Annotated in this window: 27 protein-coding genes; 5 read left to right on the plus strand and 22 right to left on the minus strand. The window is 70.4% G+C overall.

Annotated features, from left to right (window positions below; genetic code table 11):
- Nucleotides 1–66: 66 nt before the first annotated feature.
- From ACIRON_RS04480 to ACIRON_RS04525, 10 genes are all read right to left on the minus strand, one after another.
- Nucleotides 67–1,959 (minus strand): efflux RND transporter periplasmic adaptor subunit, encoded by a 1,893-nt coding sequence (locus ACIRON_RS04480; protein WP_402989473.1) that lies wholly within the window; start codon nucleotides 1,957–1,959, stop codon nucleotides 67–69.
- Nucleotides 1,956–2,813: a hypothetical protein gene (locus ACIRON_RS04485; protein WP_402989476.1), complete on the minus strand. Its 858-nt coding sequence runs from the start codon at nucleotides 2,811–2,813 to the stop codon at nucleotides 1,956–1,958. Before ACIRON_RS04485 ends, ACIRON_RS04480 begins: the two co-directional genes overlap by 4 nt.
- A 31-nt stretch (nucleotides 2,814–2,844) precedes the next feature.
- On the minus strand, nucleotides 2,845–4,074 hold the full coding sequence (locus ACIRON_RS04490) for an ABC transporter permease (protein ID WP_402989479.1): 1,230 nt from the start codon (nucleotides 4,072–4,074) through the stop codon (nucleotides 2,845–2,847).
- Nucleotides 4,071–4,781 (minus strand): ABC transporter ATP-binding protein, encoded by a 711-nt coding sequence (locus ACIRON_RS04495; protein ID WP_402989482.1) that lies wholly within the window; start codon nucleotides 4,779–4,781, stop codon nucleotides 4,071–4,073. Before ACIRON_RS04495 ends, ACIRON_RS04490 begins: the two co-directional genes overlap by 4 nt.
- The gene (locus ACIRON_RS04500; protein ID WP_402989485.1) at nucleotides 4,778–6,064 is read right to left on the minus strand and encodes an efflux RND transporter periplasmic adaptor subunit; all 1,287 of its coding nucleotides are present in this window, start codon (nucleotides 6,062–6,064) and stop codon (nucleotides 4,778–4,780) included. The genes ACIRON_RS04495 and ACIRON_RS04500 overlap by 4 nt, the downstream gene beginning before the upstream one ends.
- Nucleotides 6,065–6,171: 107 nt before the next feature.
- Complete coding sequence (locus ACIRON_RS04505; protein ID WP_402989488.1) at nucleotides 6,172–6,945, minus strand: class I SAM-dependent methyltransferase; 774 nt, start codon at nucleotides 6,943–6,945, stop codon at nucleotides 6,172–6,174.
- Nucleotides 6,946–6,948: 3 nt separating this feature from the next.
- Nucleotides 6,949–7,536, minus strand: a complete 588-nt coding sequence (locus ACIRON_RS04510; protein ID WP_402989490.1) for a hypothetical protein — start codon at nucleotides 7,534–7,536, stop codon at nucleotides 6,949–6,951.
- A gap of 10 nt (nucleotides 7,537–7,546) precedes the next feature.
- Complete coding sequence (gene htpX, locus ACIRON_RS04515) at nucleotides 7,547–8,455, minus strand: zinc metalloprotease HtpX (protein ID WP_402989493.1); 909 nt, start codon at nucleotides 8,453–8,455, stop codon at nucleotides 7,547–7,549.
- A 4-nt stretch (nucleotides 8,456–8,459) separates the two neighbouring features.
- The gene (locus ACIRON_RS04520) at nucleotides 8,460–8,738 is read right to left on the minus strand and encodes a hypothetical protein (protein WP_091049865.1); all 279 of its coding nucleotides are present in this window, start codon (nucleotides 8,736–8,738) and stop codon (nucleotides 8,460–8,462) included.
- Entirely contained in the window at nucleotides 8,735–9,517 is a 783-nt protein-coding gene (locus tag ACIRON_RS04525; protein WP_218131428.1) for a PspA/IM30 family protein, read from the minus strand. Before ACIRON_RS04525 ends, ACIRON_RS04520 begins: the two co-directional genes overlap by 4 nt.
- 187 nt (nucleotides 9,518–9,704) lie before the next feature.
- Between ACIRON_RS04525 and ACIRON_RS04530 the strand changes: the two genes are divergently transcribed.
- A complete protein-coding gene (locus ACIRON_RS04530) occupies nucleotides 9,705–10,289 on the plus strand; it encodes a DUF3043 domain-containing protein (RefSeq protein ID WP_402989498.1) in 585 nt (194 codons plus the stop codon).
- Here ACIRON_RS04530 and ACIRON_RS04535 read toward each other — a convergent pair.
- Both ACIRON_RS04535 and ACIRON_RS04540 read right to left on the minus strand, forming a co-directional pair.
- Nucleotides 10,252–10,674, minus strand: a complete 423-nt coding sequence (locus ACIRON_RS04535) for a hypothetical protein (RefSeq protein WP_402989501.1) — start codon at nucleotides 10,672–10,674, stop codon at nucleotides 10,252–10,254. The two genes, ACIRON_RS04530 and ACIRON_RS04535, sit on opposite strands and share 38 nt — an antisense overlap.
- Nucleotides 10,674–11,018 carry an STAS domain-containing protein gene (locus ACIRON_RS04540; RefSeq protein ID WP_402989504.1) on the minus strand — a complete coding sequence of 115 codons (345 nt, stop codon included), beginning with the start codon at nucleotides 11,016–11,018 and terminating at the stop codon, nucleotides 10,674–10,676. Before ACIRON_RS04540 ends, ACIRON_RS04535 begins: the two co-directional genes overlap by 1 nt.
- Nucleotides 11,019–11,133: 115 nt before the next feature.
- Between ACIRON_RS04540 and ACIRON_RS04545 the strand changes: the two genes are divergently transcribed.
- From ACIRON_RS04545 to ACIRON_RS04555, 3 genes are read left to right on the plus strand one after another with little or no spacing between them, the layout of a single operon-like run.
- Nucleotides 11,134–11,868, plus strand: a complete 735-nt coding sequence (locus ACIRON_RS04545) for a response regulator transcription factor (protein ID WP_402989507.1) — start codon at nucleotides 11,134–11,136, stop codon at nucleotides 11,866–11,868.
- Nucleotides 11,865–13,256 carry an ATP-binding protein gene (locus tag ACIRON_RS04550; protein WP_402989510.1) on the plus strand — a complete coding sequence of 464 codons (1,392 nt, stop codon included), beginning with the start codon at nucleotides 11,865–11,867 and terminating at the stop codon, nucleotides 13,254–13,256. The genes ACIRON_RS04545 and ACIRON_RS04550 overlap by 4 nt, the downstream gene beginning before the upstream one ends.
- Nucleotides 13,253–13,903 carry a GerMN domain-containing protein gene (locus tag ACIRON_RS04555; RefSeq protein WP_402989513.1) on the plus strand — a complete coding sequence of 217 codons (651 nt, stop codon included), beginning with the start codon at nucleotides 13,253–13,255 and terminating at the stop codon, nucleotides 13,901–13,903. The genes ACIRON_RS04550 and ACIRON_RS04555 overlap by 4 nt, the downstream gene beginning before the upstream one ends.
- Before the next feature lie 18 nt (nucleotides 13,904–13,921).
- Here the strand turns inward: ACIRON_RS04555 and dapB are convergent, their stop codons facing one another.
- On the minus strand, nucleotides 13,922–14,668 hold the full coding sequence (gene dapB / locus ACIRON_RS04560; RefSeq protein ID WP_402989516.1) for a 4-hydroxy-tetrahydrodipicolinate reductase: 747 nt from the start codon (nucleotides 14,666–14,668) through the stop codon (nucleotides 13,922–13,924).
- Between the two features lie 179 nt (nucleotides 14,669–14,847).
- On the opposite strand from dapB, the gene ACIRON_RS04565 reads away from it, so the two are divergent.
- Nucleotides 14,848–15,315 carry a class I SAM-dependent methyltransferase gene (locus tag ACIRON_RS04565; RefSeq protein WP_336738557.1) on the plus strand — a complete coding sequence of 156 codons (468 nt, stop codon included), beginning with the start codon at nucleotides 14,848–14,850 and terminating at the stop codon, nucleotides 15,313–15,315.
- Between the two features lie 247 nt (nucleotides 15,316–15,562).
- Here ACIRON_RS04565 and ACIRON_RS04570 read toward each other — a convergent pair whose 3' ends face one another.
- The 9 genes from ACIRON_RS04570 to ACIRON_RS04610 form a co-directional block, all read right to left on the minus strand.
- Nucleotides 15,563–16,933, minus strand: coding sequence for a M16 family metallopeptidase (locus ACIRON_RS04570; protein ID WP_402989519.1), 1,371 nt, complete (start codon nucleotides 16,931–16,933; stop codon nucleotides 15,563–15,565).
- A complete protein-coding gene (locus tag ACIRON_RS04575; protein ID WP_402989522.1) occupies nucleotides 16,930–19,191 on the minus strand; it encodes a polyribonucleotide nucleotidyltransferase in 2,262 nt (753 codons plus the stop codon). Before ACIRON_RS04575 ends, ACIRON_RS04570 begins: the two co-directional genes overlap by 4 nt.
- A gap of 265 nt (nucleotides 19,192–19,456) precedes the next feature.
- On the minus strand, nucleotides 19,457–20,641 hold the full coding sequence (locus ACIRON_RS04580; protein ID WP_402989525.1) for a molybdopterin-dependent oxidoreductase: 1,185 nt from the start codon (nucleotides 20,639–20,641) through the stop codon (nucleotides 19,457–19,459).
- Between the two features lie 23 nt (nucleotides 20,642–20,664).
- Entirely contained in the window at nucleotides 20,665–22,752 is a 2,088-nt protein-coding gene (locus ACIRON_RS04585) for an MMPL family transporter (protein ID WP_402989528.1), read from the minus strand.
- Between the two features lie 126 nt (nucleotides 22,753–22,878).
- Entirely contained in the window at nucleotides 22,879–23,154 is a 276-nt protein-coding gene (rpsO, locus tag ACIRON_RS04590) for a 30S ribosomal protein S15 (protein WP_292646172.1), read from the minus strand.
- Between the two features lie 300 nt (nucleotides 23,155–23,454).
- On the minus strand, nucleotides 23,455–24,627 hold the full coding sequence (locus ACIRON_RS04595) for a hypothetical protein (RefSeq protein ID WP_402989533.1): 1,173 nt from the start codon (nucleotides 24,625–24,627) through the stop codon (nucleotides 23,455–23,457).
- On the minus strand, nucleotides 24,624–24,950 hold the full coding sequence (locus tag ACIRON_RS04600) for a PadR family transcriptional regulator (RefSeq protein ID WP_402989536.1): 327 nt from the start codon (nucleotides 24,948–24,950) through the stop codon (nucleotides 24,624–24,626). The genes ACIRON_RS04595 and ACIRON_RS04600 overlap by 4 nt, the downstream gene beginning before the upstream one ends.
- Before the next feature lie 94 nt (nucleotides 24,951–25,044).
- On the minus strand, nucleotides 25,045–25,890 hold the full coding sequence (locus ACIRON_RS04605; protein WP_402989538.1) for a hypothetical protein: 846 nt from the start codon (nucleotides 25,888–25,890) through the stop codon (nucleotides 25,045–25,047).
- A gap of 48 nt (nucleotides 25,891–25,938) precedes the next feature.
- Nucleotides 25,939–26,871, minus strand: coding sequence for a bifunctional riboflavin kinase/FAD synthetase (locus ACIRON_RS04610; RefSeq protein WP_402989954.1), 933 nt, complete (start codon nucleotides 26,869–26,871; stop codon nucleotides 25,939–25,941).
- Between the last annotated feature and the right edge of the window lie 20 nt (nucleotides 26,872–26,891).

The raw sequence follows: 26,891 nt of genomic DNA on the forward strand, positions 1-26,891 counted from the left end.
CATCATGCGGTCGTTTGCTGTGCAGTGGCTGTGAGGTCGCTGTGGCGTGTCGATGTCATCGTCGGATCATCGCTGGCCGCCGCCCGGCATGCCGCCACCCTGCCCGCCGGGGCCGCCACCCGGCATCTGCACGTTGTTGCCGCCTCCCGTACGTCCGAATCCCCGTTCCTCGGAGGTGTCGCCGCTCGGCAGGTCCTGGGAGAGGTCGGCCAGGACGACCCGCTGCCCCTTCTCGAGGCCGTCGGTGACCTCGATCCGGGTGCTGCCGACCAGGCCGGTGGTGACCTGCGTGCGCTGGGTCGTGTCACCGTCGAGGACCAGCACCGAGCCGTCGGAGAGGGCCGAGGCCGGGATCGTCGCCACGTCCTCCGCGGAGCCGACCACGACCTCGACGGTGGCCATGTTGCCGGCGAGGAGGTCGAGACCGGTCTCGTCGAGAGTGACGGTCACCGGGAAGGTACTGCTCCCCGAGGAGGTGTCGGGGACCTGGCCGACCAGAGTGACCTTGCCCGGGAGCGGCTCCTCGGCGCCGGCCGGGGTGACCTCGGCGACCTGACCGGTCTGGAGCTGCTCGACCTGGGTGGCGCTGACGGTCAGCTCCACGCTGGTCAGGCCCTCGGCGATGAGGGTCACCGCCTCGGTGCCGGCCGAGGTGCTCTCGCCCTTCTTCACGGCGACCGAGGCGACCGTGCCCGCGGCCGGTGCCTTCAGCACCGCTCCCGCGAGCGCGGCCTTGGCCTCGGCGACGTCGGCCTTCGCCCGGTCGATCTCGGCCTGGTCCTTGGCCAGGGTCGCGGCGGTCACGCTCTCTCCTCCGCCAGAGCCACCCGATCCACCCGATCCGCTGGAGGCACCCGACCCGCCGGAGGCACCCGACCCGCTCTGGCCGCCGCCGCTCTGCTCGCCCTGGGCGCCGCCGGTGCTCGGCATCTGACCGGACCCACCGGAGGACTGCCCCGAATCCTGCTGGCCCCCGCCGGACTGGCCCTGGCCGTCCCCGCCGGACGAACCGGCGCTCGCGAGCGTCTTGTCCAGCTGCGCGCTGTAGTCCTTCAGGTCGGCCTTCGCGGTCGTCACCGCCTTCTTGGCCTCGGCGACGGCCGACTGGGCCGAGCCGAGCAGCGCGGTGGCCTCGGTGACGGTCCCGCCGGCCGAGTCCTGGGCGCCGAGCGCGGTCTCCAGGTCCGCGTCGCAGGCGTCGGAGGGGTCCTGGCCACAGGACTCCTGGGCAGCCTTCAGCGCGCCGGCGAGCTCACCGTCCTCGTCGAGGGTGCCGCCGGAGGCGACCAGCGCGGTCAGCTTCTCCAGGGCCGAGGCGAGGTCGGTCTGCGCGGTGCCGAGCTCGGTGTCGGCGGCGTCGAGCGCCTTCTGGGCCGAGACGACCGCGTTCTGCAGCTTCTTCACCGTGGCGACCAGGTCGGCGGTCGTGTCGGCCGCGGCGCTCTGCGCGGCCAAGGTCGTCGTCCCGGTCCAGACGGCGGCGACGACCTCGCCCGAGGATGCGGTGCCGGTCGCCGAGCTCGGCGTCGCGGCGGTACCCGAGGACGAACCCGAGTCCGAGGACGACGTCGAGGAGACGCCGGAGATCTGGGCCTCCTTGTCGCTCTGCAGCTGCGCACGGGCAGCGGCCAGCGTGGCCTTGGCGGCGGTGAGCGACTTCTTCAGTGACGTACGGTCCAACCGGGCCACCACCTGGTTCTTCTTCACGGTCTCGCCCTCGGCGACGACGGCCTCGACGGTCCCGTCGGTGGCGAAGGCGAGGTCGGCGCGGCCGTTGGGAGCGACGGTGCCGGTCAGCGAGAGGGTCTGCTCCACGTCGCCGGTGGTGACCGCGGCGGTGCGGTAGCCCGCCGAGGACGAGGCCGTCGCTGCGTACGCCGTGTAGCCACCGCCCGCGACCACGATCAGCGCCGCGGCGCCGGAGGCCGCCTTGACCCAGGTGCGGGAGACGCGCCTCATGAGGACGCCCCGTCCTGGCCCGGCGCGCCGCCCGGCATCGCGCCGCGGCCGCCGAAGCCGGTGGTGCACTCACCGTCGACGGGGTCGGAGACCGAGATCCGCACGGCGGTGACCGCCCCGGTGTCGTCGGCCTCGCCGGTCGCCGAGACGCACTTGCCGATGACCAGAACGCTCTTGGTGGCCGTCTTCGTGGTCGTGTAGGTGGTCTCGGAGCCGACCGTGACGCTCACCGAGGTCGACTCCTCGGAGTCGCGCGAGGTCGCCGCCACGGTGAAGCCCGAGTCGCTGACCTCGGTCACCTCGCCGGAGGTGCCCATGCCGCCACCCATGCCGCCCGGTCCGCCGGACGGCATCCCCTCGGGCATGTCGCTGGGCATGTCCGAGGGCATCCCTTCGGGTCGCTGGCCGCCTCCGAAGCCACCCCCGCCCGCGCAGGACCCGTCGGTCTTCTCGGTGATCCGGACGGTCCCGGCGGTGACAGCGGTCTCGCTCGGCTCCGAGCCGTCGGCGGTCGTGACCATGACACAGCTACCGACCGCGACATCGGCCAGCGCGGCACTGACCTGCTGGCTGATCGTGGTCTCGTCGGTGTAGGTGACCGCGGTCTGGGCGTCGCTGCTCTGGACCTGCAGCGTGCTGCCGTCGATGGCGGCGATCTCGCCGGAGGTGCCCGGCATGCCGCCGCCCATCCCGCGGCCCTGCCCCTGGCCTTGGCCGTACCCCTGCCCCTGCTGGTCGGTGGCCGCGTCGCTGTCGGCACCACAACCGGTCAGGGCGATGAGCCCGACCGTGGCGAGGGCGGCGAGCGACATCACCCGGGAGCGGCGCGCGGTGGGCATGAACGTGTTGGTCATCGAGATTCCTTCGTACGTCGAGATGGTGGTGTCACTCGCTGCGGAGCGCGTCGATCGGGGTCAGGCGAGCGGCCCGGCTTGCGGGGTAGACCCCGAAGCCGACGCCGAGCGCCAGGGAGGTGACCAGCGCGGCGGCGGTGGCGAGGAGGGACAGGGACACGGGCTGGTCGATCAGGCCGGGCAGACCCCAGGCACCGATGGCGGCGATGACGATGCCGACGACACCGCCGGCCAGTCCGAGCAGGGAGGCCTCGGCCAGGAACTGGCGCCGGATCACCGACGGGGTCGCGCCGAGCGCCTTGCGCAGGCCGATCTCGCGGATCCGCTCGGTGACGGAGACGAGCATGATGTTCATGACGCCGATACCGCCCACGAGCAGCGAGATCGCCGCGATGCCGCCGAGCAGCACCGTCAGGGTCTTGTTGGTGGCATTCGCGGTCTCGACCAGCGAGTCCTGGGAGGAGATCGAGAAGTCGGCCTCGTCGGCACTCACACTGTGCAGGTTGAGCAGCAGCGCGTCGATCTCCTGGTAGGCCGCCGGCAGTGCCTCGTCGGAGACCGCCTCGACGTAGACCGTCGAGACCGAGCTGCTGGTCGAACCGGTCAGCGACTTCGCGGTGCCCAACGGCGTGACCGCGGTGTCGTCCTCGGTGGAGCCCGAAGAGCTCGCGCCGGTCGACTCCAGCACCCCGATGACGGTCAGCGCGGTGCCGCCGACCGAGACCGTCTCCCCGACGGGGCTGCCCGGTCCGGTGAAGAGCTCGGACGCGGTGTCGGCGCCGAGCACGACCACCTTCGCCCCCGAGGCGACCTCCTCGGAGGTGAAGAACCGGCCGGTCGCGACCTCGCGCTTGCGCACCTGCGGCCACGTGGTCGTGGCACCGACCAGCGAGGTCGTCCAGTTGGTCGAGGGGGTGTCGAGCTGGGCGTTCGAGGTGGTCACCGGGGCGACCGCCTTCACGTCCGGCGCGGCCTCGGCGTCATCGAGCGCCTCGGCGTCGGAGAGGGTCAGCGTCGAGGCCGACCCGAAGCCGCCGCGTACGCCTTCCGAGGAGGTCGAGGATCCCGGCGAGACGATCAGCAGGTTGCTCCCCAGCGCGCTGATCTGGCTCTTGACCTGGTCCTGCGCACCCTGGCCGAGGCCGACGGTGAGGATGACGGAGGCGATGCCGATGACGATGCCGAGCATCGTCAGCAGCGACCGCAGCCGGTGCGAGCGCACCGCGTCCCACGCGGTCGCGAGAGTCTCCGCCCAGCTCATCGGACACCCCCGGCCGGCACCGGCTCGTCGGCCGTGATCAGGCCGTCGCGGATGGTCAGCCTGCGGCCGGCGCGTGCGGCGACCTCGTGCTCGTGGGTGATCAGCACGATGGTCCGCCCGCTCGCGTGCAGCTCGTCGAGCAGCGCGAGCACCGCCTCGGTCGAGCCCGAGTCGAGGTTTCCGGTCGGCTCGTCGGCCAGGATGATGTCCGGCTCGGTGACCAGCGCCCGGGCCACCGCGACCCGCTGCTGCTGGCCGCCGGAGAGCTCACCGGGCCGGTTCTCGAGCCGGTCGCCGAGCCCGACCCGCTCCAGGGCCCGGGCGGCGCGCTCGCGGCGCTGAGACCTGGGCACTCCGGCGTACATCAGCGGGAGCTCGACGTTGCGCCAGGCGGGCAGGCTCGGCAGCAGGTTGAACTGCTGGAAGACGAAGCCGATCCGCCGGTTGCGTACGTGGGCGAGGGATGCCTCCGACATCGTCGAGACGTCCTCGCCGCCGAGGTGGTAGCTACCCTCGGTCGGCACGTCGAGGCAGCCGAGGATGTTCATCAGGGTCGACTTGCCGGAGCCGGAGGGCCCGATCACGGCGACGTACTCCCCCGCCTCGATCTCCATGTCGACACCACGCAGCGCCTCGAACTCGATCGATCCGGACCGGTACGTCTTCCGCACGCCGTCCACGGAGACGACCGGGGCGCTCGGGCTCACTGACCGCCGCCCATCTGAGGCATCCCGCCACCGGGGAACTGGCCGCCGCCGGGCATCTGCCCCGTCTCTCCCTCGCCGCCGAAGCCACCGAAGCCGCCCTCCTGGCCGCCTTCCTGGCTCCCGGACCTCGAGCCGCCGGGACGGGTGAAGCCCTCGATCTCGACGCTGTCGCCCTCGGCGAGCCCGTCGGTGATCTCGGTCGTGGTGCCGTAGACCTCGCCGATCGTCACAGCGGTCTTGACCGTCTTGCCGTCGACGACCTTCTGGACGTACGCCTGGTCGCCGTCGGTGGTGATCGCGGCGCTGGTCACGGTGAGCACGTCCTCGCGCTGCTTCACGGTGATCTCGGCCGTGGCCGAGGTGCCCGGGTAGAGGTCGTCGCGCTCACCGGTGACCGTGATGCTCACCGGGAAGACCGCGGCGCCCGAGGAGCTCGTCTCGGCGACCTTGCCGACCGTCGCGACGGTCCCAAAGACCTCCTCGTCGACCCCGTTGACGGTGACGGTCGCCTGCAGGCCCTTCTTCAAAGAGGCCGCGTCGTCCGCGCTGACGGTCGCCTCGACGACATGGTCTCCCGCAGAGACGATCGAGACGGTGCCGGTGCTCGTCGATGTCGAGGAGCTGTCGCTGCTGGTGCCGCCCGAGGAGCCGCCCATCGACGAGCCGGACCCACCGGAGTCACCGCCGGATCCGCCGGAGGACGAGCCCGAGGAGCCGGACGATGAGCCCACGACGTCACCGACGGCGATGTCGAAGCCGGTGATCGTGCCGCTGATCGTGGCGCGCAGCACGGCGTCGTCCACGGCCTGGCGGGCGGAGTCGAGGTCGGCCTCGGCGGCCGCGACGGCGGCCTCGTCCGAGGCGATCTGTACGTCGGCGGCGCCCGCGGACTCGTCGGTGTCGAGCTGCTCCTGGGCGGCGGTGAGGGCCGACTTGGCCGCGGTGCGGGCGGCGACCAGGGTGGTGTCGTCCACCCGGGCGAGCGCGTCGCCCTTCTTCACGGTGTCGCCCTCAGCGGCGTAGACCTTCGTCACCGTGCCGGAGACCTCGAAGGACAGGTCGGCGGTCTCGGCCGCCTCCACGGTGCCGCTGGCCGACACCGTCTCCTTCACGGTTCCCGACGTCGCCTGGACCTGCATCGCCTGCGCCTGTGCGGTCTCCTCGCGGGTGAGCGCCCAGGCGCCCGCTCCGCCACCGACCAGCACCGCCGCCACTCCGGCGGCGAGCAGGATCCGGGCCGTACGCCCGAGCCTCCGCCACCGCTCCGTGAGTCTCTTGCGCACCACACTGCCTCTCTCCTACGCCCCCGGCGGCGCCGGAGACCTGACGAGAGGACTGTCGTGCGGGCGGCTGTGCGAGAGGTCGGCTCCGCCTGTGGAGAGGCTATGAATCAGTCGCGGCGTCGGGCACGGCGAGCGGTGTGGACCATCAGGTCCGCACGCACCTCCACCTGCTCGGGGAGGACCGCGGCCAGGTCGGCGAAGAGCGCGGACCGGTCGGCGGCCGGGAGGATCCGGACCGCGGAGACGGTGTCGAGGTGGCGCACGTAGTCCGCACGAGCGAGGCTGAACCGGCGCGGCACCTCCCGCTCGCGTACGTCGCGCAGCCGGCCGTCGGCCAGCATCTCGTCCCCGGGGAACAGCATCGGCGCGTCCACCGCGGACGGCGCCGGCACGTGGCGGCCCTCTGGGGCGTACGTCGCGATCAGCGCGTCCTCGACGGCCGCGACCTCGTTGTCGGCCAGCACGAAGGGGCCGCCGAAGAAGGCCACCGCTCCCCCGTCACGGACCAAGGCGGTGGCGAGGTCCCACCGCGTCGCCGGCGCGGTCCAGTGCCAGGCGGCGGCCGCGTAGAGCAGGTCGAACGGCTCGTGGGCCGCCGGCTCGAGCTCTTCCAGGGCGGCGTGCACGGCGGTCACCGGCAGTCCGGAGCACTCGCGCCGGAGCACGCCGAGCATGTCGGCGTCGGGGTCGGTCGCGACCACCTCGATCCCGGCGGCCGCGAAGGTCCGGGTCGCCTTCCCGGTGCCGGCACCGATCTCGATCGCCCGTCCCACCGGGCCGACGGCGACCTCGCTCACCAGCGCCACCAGCTCGTCGGGGTAGCCGGGACGGAAGCGCTCGTAGTCCTCCGCGACCGCGCCGAAGCTCAGTGACCGTTCCATCGCTCAGAGCCCGGGGGCGCCCCAGACGGCGAGCCAGCGGGAGAGGTCCTTCTCGACCGGAAGGTCGCCCTCGATCGCGCTGCGGACGTTGATCTCGAGCAGGTTGTCACGCTGCTGCGGTCCGGTGGGGACGAAGGGGTAGAAGGTGCCCTGCTTGTAGAGGTAGATCAGCGCGACGCTGCGTCCGTCGGCGCCGCGGAAGGCGATCAGCGAGCACAGCAGGCCGGGGCCGAAGCCGTTCATCTCCAAGGTGGTGTTGACCGCGTGGAGGTCGGTGACGAGGCCGGTGATGTCGGGGTTGGCCGGGTCCAGCGACTCGTGGTCGACGCTGAGCCAGGTGAAGCCGAACTCGTCGACGCTCGTGGTCACCGTAGGCGCCCCCTCGGAGGCACCGAGGAGCTCGACGATGTCGTTCTGCGTGCCGGCGAAACCGGCCCCGGCCGCGGCCCGGTAGCAGACCGCTCCGTCACCGGTCGGGACCAGCCCGAGCGAGGTCTGCATGGTCAGCGCGGCGGTCGGCACCGCGAACAGTGCGTCGAGGTTGGCCTGCTTCGGTCGCGTACGACCCGTGATGACGTCCCAGAAGCCCACGGAGCCGACCCTACTGGTTCGGGCGGCCGAGCTCGGCCTCGATCCTGGCGAGCTGCTCCAGGCGCTGCTCCAGCGAGGGGTGCGTCGAGGTGAGAGTACGCAGCGTCTGGCCGCTGATCGCCGGTGCGATGAAGAACGCGTTCATCGCCTGCGAGGACCGCAGGTCCTTGCTCGGGATCGCGGAGATGTCACCGGTGATCTTCTGCAGCGCGCTGGCCAGCGCACCCGGCTTCATGGTCAGCTGCGCACCGGCCCGGTCGGCGGCCAGCTCGCGGTAGCGCGACAGCATCCGCAGCAGCAGCCACGAGACGGCGTAGACGGCCAGCGAGACCAGCAGCACCACCAGCCACACCGGGAGACCGTTGTTGTTGTCGCGGCGGCCGCCACCTGCGAGCGCGCCGTACTGGGAGCCGCGGCTCAGCATCCCGGCCACGATGCCGGCCGAGGAGGCGACCGTCATCACCAGCACGTCGCGATGGGCGACGTGGGACAGCTCGTGGGCGAGCACGCCCTCGAGCTCCTCGGCGCTGAGGCGCTGCATGATGCCGGTGGTCACCACGACCGCGGACCGCTTCGGCGAGCGGCCCGTGGCGAAGGCGTTGGGCATGTCGGTGTGCGCGATCCCGACCCGCGGCTTCGGCATGTCGGCCAGCGTGCACAGCCGATCGATCATCGCGTGCAGCTCAGGGGCCTCCTGGGCCGACACCTCGCGCGCGCCCATGGCGCGCATCGCGAGGGTGTCGGAGGCGTACCACTGCCACCAGGCGATGCCGAGCCCGACGATGCCGATGATCGGCGCCCACTGCGCGGGCATGACGAACATCAGCGCCACGATGAGCCCGACGAACAGCGCGCCGAGCAGGAACATCACCGTGGTCATCCGGGCGGTCAGCCCGGCATCACCTTGGAAGCGAGACATGGTTCTAACCGGGGATGAGGCCCTCGTCGCCGAGCATCTCGGAGACCTCGGCGAGCGTGGAGCCGGGGCCCGGGAGGATCAGGTCGGAGGAGTCGATCGAGTCGACCGGGTGGGCGGTGCCCATCGAGCGTACGCCTTCGAGCAGCGCCTCCAGGGCCGCGTCGAAGACGGCCTCGTCGGTGCCCTTGCAGGCGGTCTCGACCGCGGCGTCGAGCTCGTTGAGCTTGTCGACAGAAGCCTCGTCGAGGTCGTACTGCCCCTCGCCCAGGATGCGTACGATCACTGCTCGGCCTTCTTCTCGGTCGACTCCACGTCGATGACCGGCGCGTTGGCGTCGGCACCGGGCAGCGCCTGGGTCTGCTGCGGGGCGCTGAGGCCCTTCAGCGCGGCGAGCTCGGCCTCGACGTCGCTGGTCGAGCTGAGCGCGTCGAGCTGACGGGTGATGTCGTCGGAGGGACCGGCGGTGAGGTCGTCGAGCGCACCGGAGGCGAGCAGCTCGTCGACGGCGCCGGCGCGAGCCTGCATCTCCAGGGTCTTGTCCTCGGCACGCTGCATGGCCATGCCGACGTCGCCCATCTCCTCGCCGATGCCGGAGATCGCCTCGTTGATGCGGGTCTGCGCCTCGGCGGCGGTGTAGGTCGCCTTGATGGTCTCCTTCTTGGTGCGGAAGGACTCCACCTTGGCCTGCAGCCGCTGCTGGGCGAGGGTCAGCTTCTCCTCCTCGCCCTGGAGGGTGGCGAGCTGGGTGTTGAGGTCGTTCATCTGCTGGGTGAGACCGCTCTTGCGGGTGAGGGCCTCGCGGGCCAGGTCCTCACGGTTCATCTCGATGGCCTTCTGGGCCTGCTGGGTGAGCTTGTCGGACTGCTGCTTGAGCCCGTTGATCTGGAGCTCGACGCGCTTGCGGCTGGTCGCGACGTCCGCGACACCGCGGCGCACCTGCTGCAGCATCTGAAGCTGCTTCTGGTAGCTGTAGTCGAGCACCTCCCGTGGGTCCTCGGCCTTGTCGAGCGCCTTGTTTGCCTTCGCCTTGAAGACCAGGCTCAGCCGCTTCATCACACTCATCGCTTCCCTTTACGCCTCTCATATGCGGCCGACCGCCGGCCGCCCCGCGTCGTCGCTTGCCGCTGGACTCTCGTCGTCCTAGGACAAGTGTTGCCTCTCACCTTAGGCCGGGTCCACAAAACTCGCTGTCAAGGCCCATCGGGATACCCTGTATGTGTCCCAGCCAACAGGTAAGAGGTCACTTAAGTTGTTCGGTCGCAAGTCCCCAGCCCCGCAGGTCGTCGAGCCCGAGAACCCGGTCAAGGAGATCGGCAAGGGTCGTCCGACCCCTTCGCGCAAGGAAGCGGAGGCGGCTCGCAAGGCGCGCCTCAAGCAGCCGCGTACGCGCAAGGAGATCAACGCGGCCAACCGCGCCCAGCGCTCGGAGCAGGGCGACAAGATGCGCCAGGCGATGAAGACCGGCGACGAGCGCTACCTCCCGCTGCGTGACAAGGGCCCGGTCAAGCGCTTCATCCGCGACTGGATCGACGCTCGGTTCACCTTCGCCGAGATCGTGCTCCCGGTGCTGATCATCGCGCTCGTGGTGCCTTACATCAGCCTCGAGCTGGCGATGTACTCCCAGCTCTTCACCCTTGTCGTGATGGCCACCGTGATCATCAACCTGGTCGCGCTGCGCTTCCTGCTCCGCAAGGAGCTCAAGCGCCGCTTCCCCGACGACGACCTCAAGGGCACCACCTACTACGCGATCATGCGCTCCATCCAGATCCGCCCCCTGCGCCTGCCCAAGCCGCAGGTCAAGATCGGCTCCCAGCTCCCCGACGACTACCGCTGAGGCTCGCCTGACCCGGCGGGTCCTCGACCTCGCAGACCAGGCTGGCACTGCCGCCGCGGTGCTGGAAGCTCCAGCCGCTGGCCAGGTCGGTCAGCTTCTCGGCGACGTAGGGCTCGGGCTCGGCCGCCGGCATCGAGGTGAGCGTCCAGCCCGTGGAGAGCTCGACCCGGGTCGGCGTACGCCATGCCAGCTTGACCCAGATCTCGCCCGGCAGGTTCGAGATGGCCACGTGGACGCCGAAGGCGGCGAGCACCTCGAGCCGGTTGGCGGCGCGGTCGCCGACGACCCGTGAGTCGGTCCACGCCCGTACCTGGCTCATCGCCTGGTCCGGCGTCAGCAGCTCGACTGCGTCCTCGCGGTCCGTCTCGTGGACGTGGTTGCTCATCAGGTGACCTTTCGGGTGGGGGTTGGTGTGGCCGGAGCCGTACGGATGTCCCAGATGGTGTCGAGGCCGGCACGGCGCAGCCGCCCGGCGAGCGCCGGGTCGGCGTTGCGGAGGCGAAGGGGCACACCCCGGGTCCCGCAGCGCCGCTTGGCCCACAGCAGCGCCGCGACGGTCGTCGAGGAGAACCCGGTCAGACCTGCCAGGTCGACCACGACCGCCTCCGGACCTCCCGCGAGCATCTCCGTCAGCCGCCAGCGCAGGTTGTGGATCGCCCGCAGGCAGGTGGCGTCCGAGAACGGGACGACGACGGTCTCGTCGACCGGGTAGAAGTCCTCCTCGCTCATGCGGTCCACACTGCCCACGCCGTATGGAGGGCCCTTCGCAGTTTCGTGTCAGTTTCGTGTCACTTGCGGCCGGTGGGCCGCCACGGCTCGGCCTCCTGACCGGTCGGGTGAGACGATGCGGGACGTGCAAGAGGCAGCCAAGCGAGTGCTCATCCTGGAGGACGACTACGGGCTGCGTACCTCTCTCCGGCTCTTCCTCGAGCAGGAGGGGTACGTGGTCGGCGAGGCCGACGACGCCGAGATCGCCCTCGATCTGGACGCCGCCGAGCCGTTCGACGTGATGCTGGTCGACCTGATGCTCGGTGGCATCGACGGGTTCACCTTCATCCGCAGCGTTCGCCCACGGACGACCGCCCCGATCATCGTGATCAGCGCCCGCGACGGGTCCAAGGACGTGGTCGCGGCGCTCGAGGCAGGAGCGGACGACTACGTACGCAAGCCGTTCGACGTCGCCGAGGTCAGGGCCCGGATCAAGGCCGCGCTGCGGCGCCCGGACTACCCGCTCGTGTCCTCCGCCGGCGGCTACACCCCGGTCGGGGGCATCGTGCTCGACTCGACCGACGGACCGCTGGTCTTCGACCCGGCCGCCGCGACCTTGCGCCGCGGCTCCGAGGACCTGCACCTGACCAGCACCGAGTTCAAGCTCCTGCTGGCGCTGACGGCCGGTCCCGGCCGGGTGATGACCCGCGAGAACCTGGTCAGCCAGATGTGGCCCGAGGGCCACCACGGCGACGTCCGGGTCGTCGACGTGCACGTCAGCCGGTTGCGCAACAAGGTCGACAACGACCCGGTGGCCGGCGGCGTCATCTCGACGGTCCGAGGACTGGGCTACCGGCTGGACCCGCGATGATCCGGGAGCAGGTCCGGCGCGGGCTGCGCGCCAACGTCGTGGCGGCGTTCGCCGCCGGCGCGCTGCTGATCAGCCTGATCCTCGCCTTCAGCACCTACTTCTCCGCGCGTCACTACCTGATCGTCCAGCGCGAACGCAACGCACTGCAGCAGGCCTACATCGACGCTGCCCTGGTCAAGGAGCGGCTGCGTACGAACGGCGTGAACGTCGCCGAGGTCCTGTCCGAGATCGCCCCGCCGAGGCGCACCACGGTTTTCGTCCACCAGGACGGCCAGTGGTACTCCTCCGACCTCGCCACACAGGCCCACGACGCCACCAGCAACGTCGCGACCAGCGTCGAGACCGGAGAGGTCGCGCTGTCCTGGACCGACACCGGCGACCGGCCCAACATCGTCGTCGGCGTCCCGCTCGAAGGTGTGGACGCCGACTACTACGAGGTCACCCACGCCAAGGAGCTCAGCGAGACCCTCGACACGATGGGCTACGCGCTCGCGATCTCGGCGGCCGTCACGACCCTCGCCGGCGGAGTCCTGGGTTGGTACGCGGCCCGCCGGGTGCTGCGGCCGCTTCGGCAGGTCGCGCTGGCCGCCGCCCGGATCTCCGCCGGAGAGCTCGACACCCGGGTCGAGGCGACCGAGGACCCCGACCTGGCCACCCTCACCGGGTCGTTCAACACGATGGTCGACACCGTCGTCGAACGCCTCGACCATGACGCCCGCTTCGCGGCCGACGTCAGCCACGAGCTCCGTACGCCGGTCGCCACCCTCACCACGAGTCTCGGCGTCCTGCAGGGCGACAGCACGCTCTCGCCGAGCTCGGCGACCGCCGTCGGGCTGATGGCCGGCGAGCTGGACCGGTTCCGTGGTGCGCTCGAGGACCTGATCACGCTGGGACGACTCGACGCGGGCGTGCGCGAGTCGGAGTGGGAGGTGCTCAGCGTCGTGGATCTGGTCACCGCGACCCTCGCCGAGGCCGAGATCAGCGGCAGGGCCACCGTCGACGTCCCCGCCGACCTCGCGATCTATGCCGACCGGCTCCAGGTGCACCGAGCACTGGCCAACTTGGTGCGCAACGCCGAGACCCACGGCGGCGGGCTGACCACGGTGCGCGCGGTCGCCCGCCGGGGCTACGCCGAGATCCATGTCGTCGACTCCGGACCCGGGGTCCCCGCCGCCGAACGAGAGCGCATCTTCGACAGGTTCGCCCGGATGGGCGCCCGCGGCGCGACCACCGGCAGCGGGCTGGGCCTGAGCATCGTCGCGCAGACCGCGCAGCTCCACGACGGCTCGGTCTGGTGTCGCGACGCCGACTCCGGCGGCGCCGACTTCGTGCTCTCCTTCCCGCTGGCACCCACGGCGAGGACCGCCTCGGGACGAGAGGCGTCATGAGGGCGCTGCGTACGTCATGGGCGGCGGGCGCCGCCGGCCTCCTCCTGCTCGCGGTGGCGTCGTGCGGAGTCCCCACCGACGACCAGGTCCGCACCGTCGACCCCACGGAGGTGCCGTACCACCTGCTCGAGGACGTGGACGAGGTCCCCTCGGGCGCGGCGAGCGGGCTCTCCGGGCCTCGGCTCTACTGGGTCGACGCCGAGGACCGGCTCGTCGGCCGACCCGCGGCGAGCTTCTGCTCGAAGACCCTCGCCGGGGTCGCGAGGGACATCCTCGGCCAGCTGGGCGACGGGCCCTCGGCGCGCGACCTGGGCTCCGGCCTCGGCACGGCCCTGCCGCCGGACAGATGGCTGAAGCTCGTGGCGATCACCGACCGCACCGCCCACCTCCGCATCTCGACCGAGGACACGATCGCCACCAACCGGGTCGTGCTCGCGACGGCGCAGACGGTGCTGTCGCTGACCTCGATCCCCGGCGTGGACCAGGTGGAGATGGAGTACGACGCCGAGCCGCTGCAGGTGCCGCGGTCCTCGGGTGAGCTCGCCGACGGACCGCTGCGCCACGACGACTACCGCAGCCTGCTCGCCGATCCGGCCGAACAGCCCACGGACAGGCGGCTCCGGCGCGGCGACCTCTGCCCGGACTGAGCCGAGCTTCCTCCGGGCTCAGGCGAGACCGAGGACTTCCTCCAGGCCGATCGTGAGCCCGGGCCGCGAGCCGATGCCGCGGACCGCGGCGAGCACGCCGTGGGCGAAGGAGGCGTGCGAGAGCGAGTCGTGGCGGATGGTCAGGAGCTCGCCGACACCGCCGAGGATGACCTCCTGGTGGGCGACCGATCCGGACATCCGCAGGGAGTGCACCGGGATGCCGTCCACAGAGGCCCCACGGGCCCCGTCGAGGGCCGAGGTGGTCGCGTCGGGCGCCGGGTCCACCCCGGCCTCACGGCGCGCCGCAGCGACGAGCTCGGCGGTCCTGCGTGCCGTACCCGAAGGAGCGTCGGCCTTCCGCTCGTGGTGGGTCTCGACGATCTCCACCGACGGGAAGTGGGCGGCGGCGAGCTCGGCGAACCGCATCATAAGCACCGCGCCGACCGAGAAGTTGGGCACCACCATCGCGCCGACGCCCGGGGCCTTCGCGAGCCAGGTCTCGAGCTGCTCGACCCGGTCGGGCCCGAAGCCCGAGGTGCCGATCACCGTGTGCACGCCGTGGGACAGGCAGAACTCCGTGTTGCCCATCACCGCCTCGAGCGTGGTGACGTCGACGGCCACCTCGGCCCCGGCGTCGGTGATCGCCGACAGCGCGTCGCCACGACCGATCCTGGCGACGAGCTCGAGGTCGTCGGCGGAATCGACGGCATCGCAGACCGCCGAACCGAGCTTGCCACGTGCACCGAGAACAGCCACCTTAGTCATGAGGCCACACCTTATCGATCACGCTCCAGCAACGATCGACCACCATCCGGTGAACAATTTGCGAGGCTCGTCCTGAGCTTGTCGAAGGGGCTGTGCGCGGAACCGAAGGAGGATCTGGCAGTCTTGGACCCATGGTGGTGCAGACGATCCCTGCTCGGATCCGTTGGGCCGTTGATTTCATGGACATTCAACCGAACGATCATGTCCTTGAGATCGGCTGTGGCCCGGGGGCTGGTGCCGAGCTGATCTGTAGCCGGCTGGAGACCGGAAAACTGTTTGCGATCGACCGCTCGGAGTCGGGTGTCGATCGTACGAAGCGACGTTGCGCGAAGTACCTGGAGGCAGGCCGCCTCACCGTCCGCCAGATCGACCTCGCGACGCTGCGGGTCCCGGTCAAGCGGCTGACGAAGGTCTTCGCGTTCAACGTCAACCTGTTCTGGGTGCGTGACGCATCCGCCGAGATCGCGCTGCTCCATGAGCGCGTGCTGCCCGGCGGCACCGTCAACCTCTTCTACGAGGCCACCCAGCGCGAGCAGGTTCCCGAGATCATCGAGAAGTCGAGCAAGGCCCTGGCCGACGCCGGCTTCCGCGTCTCCATCGTCGACTCCAAGGTCCCCGCCGCCGTCGGGATCATCGGCAAGCGCTGACCCAAATCACGCCGAGTCGGCTCGTCCTGACACCAAATCACGCCGAGTCGGCTCGTCCTGACACCAAATCACGCCGAGTCGACTCGTCCTGACACCAAATCACGCCGAGACGACTGGAGTGAGGTCGAGCGGCGAGCTTGCTCGTCCGCTCGCGCCGAGCGAAGGAGTAACCGCGCGAAGCGCGGAGTCGGCTCGTCATGACGAGCCGACTCGGCAGGAAATCCGGTCAGAACGAGCCGACTCGGCGTCAGGCGGGTCCGACCACCGCGAGGATCTCCGGGCGCGTCAGGATCTCGGCCGCGACCTCACGGCACTCCTCGAGGGTGACCGCGTCGATCCGTGCCAGCACCTCGTCGATCGAGTAGAGCTCGCGGTGGACCAGCTCGGCGCGGCCGATGCGGGACATCCGGGAGGCCGAGTCCTCCAGGCCCAGCACGAGGCCGCCACGCAGCTGGCCCTTGCCGAGCTCGAGCTCCTCGGCGGTGATGCCGTCGCGGGCGACGGTCGCAAGCTCGGAGCGTACGACCTCGAGGACCTCGTCGAGTTTGGCCGGCAGGCAGCCGACCTGGACCCCGAAGAGGCCCGTCTCGGCGTGGCTGTAGGCGTAGGAGTAGACCGAGTAGGCCAGGCCGCGGTGCTCGCGGACCTCCTGGAAGAGCCGTGAGGAGGTCGCGCCGCCGACGGCGGTGTTGACCACCTCGAAGGCGAAGCGCCGGTCGTCGCCTCGCTGCAGACCCTCGCGGGCCAGGACGACGTTGACCTGCTCCAGCGGCCGCTGCGCGCTGACCTGCCCGGGCGCGACCTCGAGCGGCGACCCCTCCCGCGGCGCCACCGGTGCCGCCGACCCGGCGAGGAACCCCGAGCCGGAGAACGCCTTCTCCACCATCGCCACGACCTCGTCGTGATCCAGGTTGCCGGCGACCGAGACGACCATCCGGGGCGCCACGTAGTGCGCCCGGTAGAAGTCGTTGATCTCCTCACGGGTCAGCGCGGAGATCGAGGCCTCCGTGCCGGCGATGCCCCGTCCGAGCGGCGTCTCGGCACCCCACGCCTGCGCGGAGACGAGGTTGTGGATCACGTCGTCGGGGTCGTCGTCGTGCATCGCGATCTCGTCGAGGATCACGTCCCGCTCGGCCTCCACGTCCTCGGCCGTGATCAGCGAGGAGGTCAGCATGTCGCCCACGACGTCGATGGCGAGGGGCAGGTCGACGTCGAGCACCCGCGCGTGGAAGCAGGTGTACTCCTTGGCGGTGTAGGCGTTGAACTCCCCACCGACGCGGTCCATCGAGGAGGAGATCTCCAAGGCGGTACGCGACGGGGTGCCCTTGAAAAGCAGATGCTCGAGGAAGTGGGAGCAGCCGTGCTGACGCGCGGTCTCGTCCCGGGACCCGACACCGATGAAGACGCCGACGGCGGCCGAACGGACCCCCGCCATCTGCTCGGTCACGATCCGCAGGCCCGAGGGATGGACCGTGCGGCGTACCAGCGACGTCACCGCGCCGTTGACCTCGGTCTGCTCGAGCGTGACGGTGGTGCCGGGCTCCTGGTTATAGCCGGAGGACCGGCCGACACCTGCGTGTCGACCGGTCCCCCGGATGCTGCGTGACGCCAAGGTCACTCCTCGTCTGCGGCCTCGGTGGCGGTCTCCGCAGGAGCCTCCTCGGAAGGAGCCTCCTCCTCGAGGACCGGGGCCAGCGAGAGCTTGCCGCGGTCGTCGATCTCGGCGATCTCGACCTGGATCTTCTGGCCGACCTCGACGACGTCCTCGACCGACTCCACCCGCTTGCCGCCGTTGAGGGCACGCAGCTTGGTGATGTGGAGCAGGCCGTCCTTGCCCGGGAGCAGGGCGACGAAGGCGCCGAAGTTGGTCGTCTTCACGACCGTGCCGAGGTAGCGCTCGCCGACCTCGGGCATGGTCGGGTTGGCGATCGCGTTGACCGCCGCACGGGCGGCCTCGGCGGCGTTGCCGTCGGTCGCACCGATGAGCACCGTGCCGTCGTCCTCGATGGAGATCTGGGCGCCGGTGTCCTCCTGGATCTGGTTGATCACCTTGCCCTTCGGGCCGATGACCTCGCCGATCTTGTCCACGGGGACCTTCACGGTGATGATCCGCGGAGCGGTCGGGGCCATCTCGTCCGGGGTGGAGATCGCCTCGGACATCACCTCGAGGATCGACATGCGGGCGTCCTTGGCCTGGTTGAGGGCCTGCGCGAGGACCTCGGCCGGGATGCCGTCGAGCTTGGTGTCGAGCTGCAGCGCGGTCACGAACTCCGGGGTGCCGGCGACCTTGAAGTCCATGTCGCCGAAGGCGTCCTCGGCACCGAGGATGTCGGTGAGCGCGACGTACTTCGTCTCGCCGTCGATCTCACCGGAGATCAGACCCATCGCGATGCCGGCGACCGGGGCCTTCAGCGGGACACCGGCCTGCAGCAGCGACATCGTCGAGGCGCAGACCGAGCCCATCGAGGTGGAGCCGTTGGAGCCCATCGCCTCGGAGAGCTGGCGGATCGCGTAGGGGAACTCCTCGCGGCCCGGGAGCACCGGCAGGAGCGCGCGACGCGCCAGGGCGCCGTGGCCGACCTCGCGGCGCTTGGGCGAGCCCACGCGGCCGGTCTCGCCGGTGGAGAACGGCGGGAAGACGTACTTGTGCATGTAGCGACGGTGCTTCTCCGGGGAGAGCGTGTCGAGCTGCTGCTCCATCTTGAGCATGTCGAGGGTGGTGACGCCCAGGATCTGGGTCTCGCCGCGCTCGAACAGCGCCGAGCCGTGGACCCGCGGGATCACGCCGACCTCGGCGTGCAGCGGACGGATGTCGGCCAGGCCGCGACCGTCGATGCGGACCTTGTCGCGCAGGACCTGCTCGCGGATGGCCTTCTTGGTCAGCGCACGGAAGGCAGCGCCGATCTCGCCCTCGCGGCCCTCGAACTGGGCGCCGAGCTTCTCGAGCAGCGCAACCTTGATCCGGTCGGCCTCTTCGTCGCGCTCCTGCTTGCCGAGCGTGCGCTCGCGCTTGCCACCGACGGTGTAGAGGTCGGTCACGTCGGCGCCGACGGTGGCCTCGACGGCCTCGTAGACGTCGTCCTGGAAGTCCAGGAAGATCGGGAAGTCCTGGACCGGCTTGGCGGCCTGCTTGGCCAGCTCGGCCTGAGCCTCGACCAGCTGCTTGATGAACGGCTTGGCAGCGTCAAGACCACCGGCGACGATCGGCTCGGTCGGCGCCTGGGTGCCGGACTGGACGAGCTCCCACGCGACCTCGGTGGCCTCGGCCTCGACCATCATGATGGCGACGTCGCCGGTCTCGGTGACGCGGCCGGCGACGACCATGTCGAAGACGGCGTGCTCGAGCTGGCTGTGGGTCGGGAAGGCGACCCACTGGCCCTCGATCAGAGCGACACGCACGCCGCCGACCGGGCCGGAGAACGGCAGGCCGGAGAGCTGGGTGGACATCGACGCGGCGTTGATCGCGAGCACGTCGTAGGGCTGGTCGGGGTCGAGCGCCATGACGGTGATGACGACCTGGACCTCGTTGCGCAGACCCTTCTTGAAGGTCGGGCGCAGCGGGCGGTCGATCAGGCGGCAGGTGAGGATCGCGTCCTCGCCCGGGCGGCCCTCGGAACGGAAGAACGAGCCGGGGATCTTGCCCGCGGCGTACATCCGCTCCTCGACGTCGATGGTGAGCGGGAAGAAGTCGAAGTGGTCCTTCGGCTGCTTGGAGGCGGTGGTCGCCGAGAGCAGCATCGTCTCGTCGTCGAGGTAGGCGGTCACGGAACCCGCGGCCTGCCGGGCGAGCAGCCCGGTCTCGAACTTGACGGTGCGGGTGCCGAACTTGCCGTTGTCGATGGTCGTCTCGACGGCAGTGATGACTGGTTCAGTCAAGGATTCGTCCTTGTCTAGGTCTTGGAGCGCCCCCGCGCCGGGCGTGTGCACTCGTTGTGCACGGGGCCGGTCTTCGATCGAGACCCTCAGGTCCGCGACGGACCTGGGAATCACTACCGAGGACCGAGCCGGACGGGCGGGCCGCTCCTGGTGATGTGTTTCGTTTTCCGAGCGCCTGCGCGGCTGCGCTAGCACTCATCGCTCAGCCTATCCGTCCCCTGCCCGAAATGCGGAACGGAGGCATGCGCGCGCCTCCGGCGGGGCATCACACGACGGTGACGGGGTGGCGTACGACGGCGTCGAAGAAGTAGCCGCCGGGGTTGTGGGCGGCGACGTCGGGCTGGGTGCGGCCGGCCCGATCCGTGGCCCGCACGAGGATCTCGTACGCCCCCGGCTCGGGGTTGCGCCAGGTGTGGTCCCACTGCGCCCAGCCGAGGCCGTGGCCGCCGGTGGGGCGGCCAGGCGCGTGCTGGATCGCGCGCGCCCACGTCGCTCCCCCGTCGGTGCTGATCTCGACGCGCGCGATCGGCGCGGCGCCGGACCAGGAGCGGCCGCTCAGCACGATCCGGTCACCGGCCGGGATCTCGGCGTTCCACTCGAGCTCGAGGGCGGAGCGGACCGGGTTGACGGTGAGCGGGCCGTCGACGTTGTACCACGTGGTGTCCCACGGCGAGGTCAGCACACTTGTCGACACCTCCAGCGAGCCCAGCCACTTGATGCTCGCGATGCCGATCCAGCCGGGCAGCAGCAGCCGCAGCGGAAAGCCGTGGTCGGGCAGCAGGGCCTCACCGTTGGCGCCCCAGACGAGCAGGGCGTCGTCGAGCGCCTTCTCGATCGGGAACGGGCGCCGCACCCGGCCGTGGTCGACGCCCTTGTCCACGTAGTCGGAATCGAGCCCGCTCGCCTGCACCGAGACCGCGTCCCGACGGATGCCGACGGCGGTCAGGACGTCCGCCAGGCGTACGCCCTTCCAGCGGACCGCACCCACCGCACCCAGCGTCCACCTGGTGCCGCTGACCTCCTGGCCCTGCTGGGTGGTGAAGAAGCTGCGGCCGTTGCCGGTGCACTCGTGCACCGAGGTCGTCTCGACGTGCCGGAAGGCCTTGAGGTCGTCGAGGCTCAGCCTGACGCCGGCGGGCTCACGCAGCCCGTCGCCGAAGATCTCCAGCTCGTACGTCTCCGGGTCGATCCGCGGGGTCGCGGTGTGGTTGCGCACGAACAGGTCGGCCTGCGGGGTCAGGTAGCGACGCGGGTCGACCGAGTCCCAGCGGGTCTCGGCGTTGGTGCCGTAGTCGATGAACCGCTCGACGGGCAGCGGCTTGAGGATCGCGGGAGCACCCGCTGCGGCACCTGCCCTCACCGCGTCAGTGACCTGCGTGGTGCCCACCGCTGCAGCCCCGAGCGCCGCGGTGGTGAGGAAGGTGCGTCGGTTCAGACCTGGGGACGTCATGCCTGAATATTAACATGACCAACTTACTGTTGTTTGGGTTTCGCCAGTCGACTCGGCCACCAGATCCGGTCGCCGGCATCGAGATTGATGGCGGTGACCAGGATCGACCGGACGATCATCGTGTCGAGCATGACCCCCAGCGCGACGGTCACCCCGATCTCGGCCAGGAAGACCATCGGCAGCGAGCCGAGCACCAGGAACGTCGCGGCGAGGACGACGCCCGCCGAGGTGATCACGCCACCGGTCGAGGTCAGGGCGACGAGCGACCCTTCCCAGGTGCCGCGGACCTGCGCCTCCTCGCGCACCCTGGTCATCAGGAAGATGTTGTAGTCGATGCCCAGCGCGACCAGGAACACGAAGGCGAACAGCGGGAACCCCGGGTCCGCGCCGGCGAAGCCGAAGACGAACTCGAAGAGCAGCACCGAGATGCCGAGTGCCGCCCCGAACGAGAGGATCACCGTGCCGAGCAGGATCAACGGCGCGACCACGGCCCGCAGGAGCACCATCAACACCAGCAGCACGACCACCAGGACGATCGGGATGATCACCAGGTTGTCACGCTGACTGGCCTCGAGGGTGTCGAGCATCATCGCCGAGGTGCCGGTGACCAGCGCGCCGGAGCCGTCCACGCCGTGCACGGCCGAACGCGCCGAATCCACGATGTCGTACGCCTCGGGCGAGGTCACGTCCGCGTCGACCACCGCTGCGATCGCGACGACACCGTCCTGCGGCGGGCCGAGCGGGAAGCCCTTCATCTCCCCTGCCGGGGTCTCGGTGGGCACCAGCCCCTCGACCCCGTCAAGCGCCTGCTGCACCTGCCCCTGCGCTGCCGAGTCCGCGACCACGAGCAGCTGGTTGGACTGGTCGGCCATGTCGTGGTCGACCAGCACCTGCTGGCCGGTGATCGAGTCGAACTCCTTCGTGTAGGTCTCGTCCGAGGCCAGCCCGTTGGCATCGAGCCGCAGCAGACCGAGGCAGGCGATCAGCAGGATGCCGGTCGTGACGATCCAGACCACGCGCGGGCGGACCGAGACCATCGCGCCCACCTTCGCCCACAGGCCGGTCTCGGTCGGCTCCGCCGATCTATACGCCGGCCGCATCGGCCAGAAGACCCACCGGCCGCAGATGACCAGCAGGGCGGGCAGCAGGGTGACCATCACCAGGTAGGTCACCCCGATCCCGACGGCGACGACCGGCCCCATCCCGGCGGTCGAGTTCATCTCCGCGACGGTCAGGCAGAGCATCGCCAAGATGACGGTCACGGCGCTGGCGAGGATCGCCGGAGCGGCGCGGTGCAGGGCATGCGCCATCGCGTCGTGGCGGTCCTCGAAGTTGCGCAGCTCCTCGCGGTAGCGGGAGACCAGCAGCAGGGCGTAGTCGGTGCCGGCGCCGATCGCCAGGATGCTCAAGATGGCCTGGCTCTGGCCGTTGACGGTCAGCCCTGCCTCCTTCGCCAGGAAGTAGACCAGGCCCATCGTCACACCCAGGCCGACCACCACCGAGACGATCGGGAAGAGCCAGAGCACCGGGCTGCGATAGACGAACAACAAGATGACCACGACAACCGCGAGCGCGGCCAGCAGCAGCGTCGTGTCGATGCCGCCGAACGCCTCCGCGGCGTCGGCCGCGGAGCCGCCCTGACCGGTGACATGCAGGCGTACGTCGTCATGGTCGGCGATCTCGCGGATGTCGTCGACGATGCCCGGCATCTTGTTCCAGCCGTCCGAGCCGAGGTCGAAGGTCACCGTGACCTGGGCGACCTCGCCGTCCCGGGACAGCAGCGGCGGCTCGATCTCGCCCTCGACGCCGTCGAGCTCGCCGAGTGCGGCGATGTCACCCGAGGCGACCTCGGCCAGGTCGGCTCCGGTGACGGTGGTCGAGGTGTAGACGAGGGTGGTGGGGATCGCGTTGGGGCTCTGGAAGGGGCTCATGCTCTCGAAACCCCGGGTCGACTCCGCCGACGCCGGCAGCCAGGAGCTGGCCTCGTTGTTCTGCACCTCGGTCAGCTTCCCGGCGAAACCGCCGAGAGCGACCACGGCGAGCAGCCAGAACACCACGACGACGTACTTCGTCCTGGGCCCGGTCAGCTTGCCTGCGATCTGTCGATGCACGGTCTCTACACTGCGCCTGATTCACCCGAGAACGATCAGGAATGCCCGCTCTGGCCCAACCTTCCCTAAAACAGGCGAACGGGCCGCCCCCAATGGGGGCGGCCCGCCGCTACGAAGATCAGGAGATCAACGACGAAGGCCGAGCTTCTCGATGATCGAGCGGTAGCGCTCGATGTCCTTCTTCTGAAGGTAGTTGAGAAGGCGGCGGCGCTGGCCGACGAGCAGCAGCAGACCACGACGGCTGTGGTGGTCGTGCTTGTGCTCCTTGAGGTGGTCGGTCAGGTGGGAGATGCGGTGCGACAGCAGCGCGATCTGCACCTCCGGCGAACCGGTGTCACCCTCGACCGTGGCGTACTCGGCGATGATCTTCTTCTTGGTCTCCGCGTCAGTTCCAACTGCCATGCGAAGGCTCCCTTCCGGCCCGTGGGCCTACTCGTTGCGCGGCGCGCCCGGGCCTGTTCACCGGGGCACTCTTGGTCCGCGGCCGATTTCACGGCTTGAGCCGCCGACCCCCATGGGCCGACAACCCGAGAAGATTAACAGCGAGCCGGCGTACGCCCCGAATCGCCGCCGGATCAGGCCACGAGCACGAGACGCGCCACCAGCCGGCGCAACCTCCACCAGAACTTCATCGCTCTCCCCCTCGACTCTTCCGCCACTGGGTTCGACGCTGTGGAGCCGGGTTCGGTTGCATCGATCAGCTCATGGCTTCTCAGCAGCGCTCGGTGAGGCGCTCGGTGAGGCACTTGGCGAGGCGCTCGGCGAGCTCGTCGCGATCCCGGGAAGCGACGCCTTCGGTACGGTCGCCAGCGGCGGCTCCTGGATCGCCGGTGCGTCCTGGCTCCCGTCCGCGAACGCGTTCGGGTCGAGCGCGGTGCCGGGCTGGACCCGGCTGGGCAGCGGGAAGACGTTGTAGAGCTGCGCCGCACCGTTGGACCATGGGTAGAGGATCCGCGGCTGCAGCGGCTCGCCGGTCATCTCGTCGGTGCACACGACCTCGGCCATGTCGGCCTCGGCATCGGTGAGCGCCGGGAGCGGGGCGGCGGTCGTCGAGGTGCAGTCGGGCTGAGTGACCACGTCGATCGGCTTCCCCTCCTGGTCGAAGAGCTGGACGCCGGTCAGCGGCTTGCCCGAAGCGTCGTACGGGTAGATGTTGCTGACCCACTTCCCGCCGGAGTAGACCCCCGCCTGCTCGTCGATCGGCGCGGCGTAGCCGCCACCGGCACCGGCCTCGTTGTAGCCGTCGCTCCAGCCGCGGTCGTAGTCGGTGCCGCCGCCCCCGCTCGCCCAGGTCATGAAGAGCACGAACGCGGCGAACGTGTTCAGGCCCACGAGCACGACACGTGCGCCGGTCCCCCGCCCGCCACCGGGCCAGACCCGACCGGCGCCGATGAACATGCTGAGCGCCACTGCGACGATAAGGAGCACCACCCCCGCAGCGCTCGACATGCCCCACCCGAAGAACGCCGAGACCAGCCAGACCGCGGCCCAGGCGCGCACGATCCACCACAGCGGCCGCAGCCAGGCGACCACCGGCCCCAGGTCCGTACGCACCAGCTCACCGGCCTTGGCGACCGCCGCGTCGAAGCGGTCGTGGCCGGCGTCCAGGAGCCCGTCGACCCGCTCCGCGAGCCCCCGAGGCGCCCTCACACCCACCGGGATGCCCGCTGCCGCCCGCAGCTCCTTGGCGTACTCGACCGGGTCTCCGAGCGCATCGGGCCCGCGCTCGGCGACCAGCTCGGTGAAGTCGGCCTCGAGCCCGTCGGTGATGTCGCTGAGCACCTCCGGGTCGAGGTCGTCGAGCTCGCGGCGTACGCGAGCCAGGAAGAGCCGCACCTCCGGCGCGACGTTCGGCTCGGCATCTGTGGTCGTCATGCGCGTGCCCCTTGCAAGATCTCGGTGACGGTGATGGAGAAGCGGGACCAGTCCTCGCTCTGCTGCTTGAGCTGGCCTTGCCCGGCAGGTGTGATGCCGTAGTACTTGCGGTGCGGACCGGACTCCGACGGGACGACGTAGGAGGTCAGGGCGCCGGCGGCGTACAGCCGCCGCAGGGTGCCGTAGACCGACGCGTCGCCGACGTCCGTGAGCCCGCTGTCGCGGAGCTTGCGGACGATGTCATAGCCGTACGCGTCCTCACCGTCGACGACGGCGAGGACGGTCAGGTCGAGCACCCCTTTGAGCAGCTGGGTGGTATCCATGTTTGGCACACTACTACGCAGTGCGCACTACTTGCCAGAGCATTGCACCGCGCGCCGCCGAGATGCTCGGCGGCGCCGGTCCTGCTGCAGTCCTCTAGGAGCGGCCGCGGACGTCGCGGACGAAGTCCTTCCAGGCGGCCGTGTCGCCGGCCGGGCCCTGGCCGCGTGCCGGACCGGTGAAGGTGCGCACCTGGACCGGTTGGGTCGGCTGGCCGGTGGCCACCCGGGCGAGGCTGGTCTGCGCGGTCGGCACCGCGACGCTCGTACGCAGCTGCTGGCCGTAGCCGCCGGGCGCTCCCCCGGGCCCACCACCCGAGCCGCCTCCGGAGATCAGCGACGACATCGGCGTGTACTCCTCCACCTCGTCGCTCTTGCCCGGGATCGCCAGCCAGATCAGCGCGATCAGGAGCCCGGTCGCCCACCCGTAGGTCAGCCCGTACGCAGCACCCAGCTCGAGCGCGTCACCGAGCGTGGCCACGAACAGGTCGGAGCCGCCGGTGAGGTAGGAGTAGAGACTCCCGGTGACCTGCCCCGCCGCGGTGGCCACGATCGCGGCGAACCAGCAGCCGAGGAAGACCGGCCAGAACGCCCGCGGCCAGATGCCGATGGTGCTGAGCCAGGTGATCAGCCAGGTGAGCACGAAGACGGTCCCGGTGAGGACGGCCGAGCGGCCCAGGTCGTCACCGGAGAAGAGCCCGCTGAAGGAGCCGTCGCCGAAGTAGGTGAGCCGGTCACCGAGCAGCGCGGCCACCCAGCCGGCCGATTCGCTGCCGTTCTCCTCGATCCACGTCGAGAACGGCGCGGAGCCGGAGAGGAACTGCAGCGCCCAGAGACCACCGGTGACCAGGACCGCGTTGAGGAACGCCGGGATGCCGCCGCGGGGGCGCTCGGCCTCGACCTCGGTCTCGTAGACGGACGTTGGGGTGGAGTGGGGATCCATAACCGACAATTGAACCGCACCTGGACCCCGCTGAACAGGCCGCGGGGTCTACGGCTCGGTAAGACCTTGTTGAAGGATGCCGCGGGCCCGCACCACGTCGGCGCGCATCTGCTCGACGAGCGCGTCGATCCCCTCGAAGGCGACCATGCCGCGCAGCCGCTCCACGAAGGCGACCTCGACCTCGACGCCGTAGAGCTCGAGGTCGTCGCGGTCGAGCACGTAGGACTCGACGCGGCGCCCGACCACGCCCTCGAAGGTGGGGTTGGTGCCGACCGAGATGGCGGCGGGGAACCGCTCGCCGGTGTCGCGCCGGGTCAGCCAGCCCGCGTAGATGCCGTCGGGCGGCACCGCGGTCAGCGAGTCGGTGGGCACGTTGGCCGTCGGGAAGCCGAGCTCGCGGCCACGCTGGTCGCCCTTCACGACGACGCCACGCACCGAGTAGGGACGGCCCAGGGCCTCAGCGGCTCCGGTGACGTCACCGGTCGCCAGACACGTACGGATGTAGGTCGAGGACCACACCTGGGGTCCGCCGTCGAGCGGGATCCCCTCGGCGGAGAAGTCGTGGATCTTGCCGTAGGCGACCAGGTCGGCCACGTCGCCGGCGGCCTTGCAGCCGTAGCGGAAGTTGGCGCCGACCACGCACGCCTCGGCGTGCAGCGCGTCGACGAGCACGCGCCGGGCGAAGTCGTCGGGTGACCAGTTGGCCATCTCCATGTCGAACGGCAGCGCGAGCACGGCGTCGGCACCGGCCCCGAGCAGCAGCTCGGCGCGCTCCTCCATCGTGGTGAGCACACCGGGGGCGTGCTCGGGCCGCAGCACCGCCATCGGGTGGGGGTCGAAGGTGACCGCCACCAGGGTGAGGTCCTTGGCGTCCGCCACCTCGCGCCCCCGGCGCAGCACATGCTGGTGCCCGAGATGGACACCGTCGAAGTTGCCGATCACGACGGCCGTACGGCCCAGACCGGATGGCACCTCAGTCAGACTTCGCCACAACACCCGGA

This window comes from Nocardioides sp. NPDC101246, from assembly GCF_044767415.1.
Taxonomy (GTDB): domain Bacteria; phylum Actinomycetota; class Actinomycetes; order Propionibacteriales; family Nocardioidaceae; genus Nocardioides.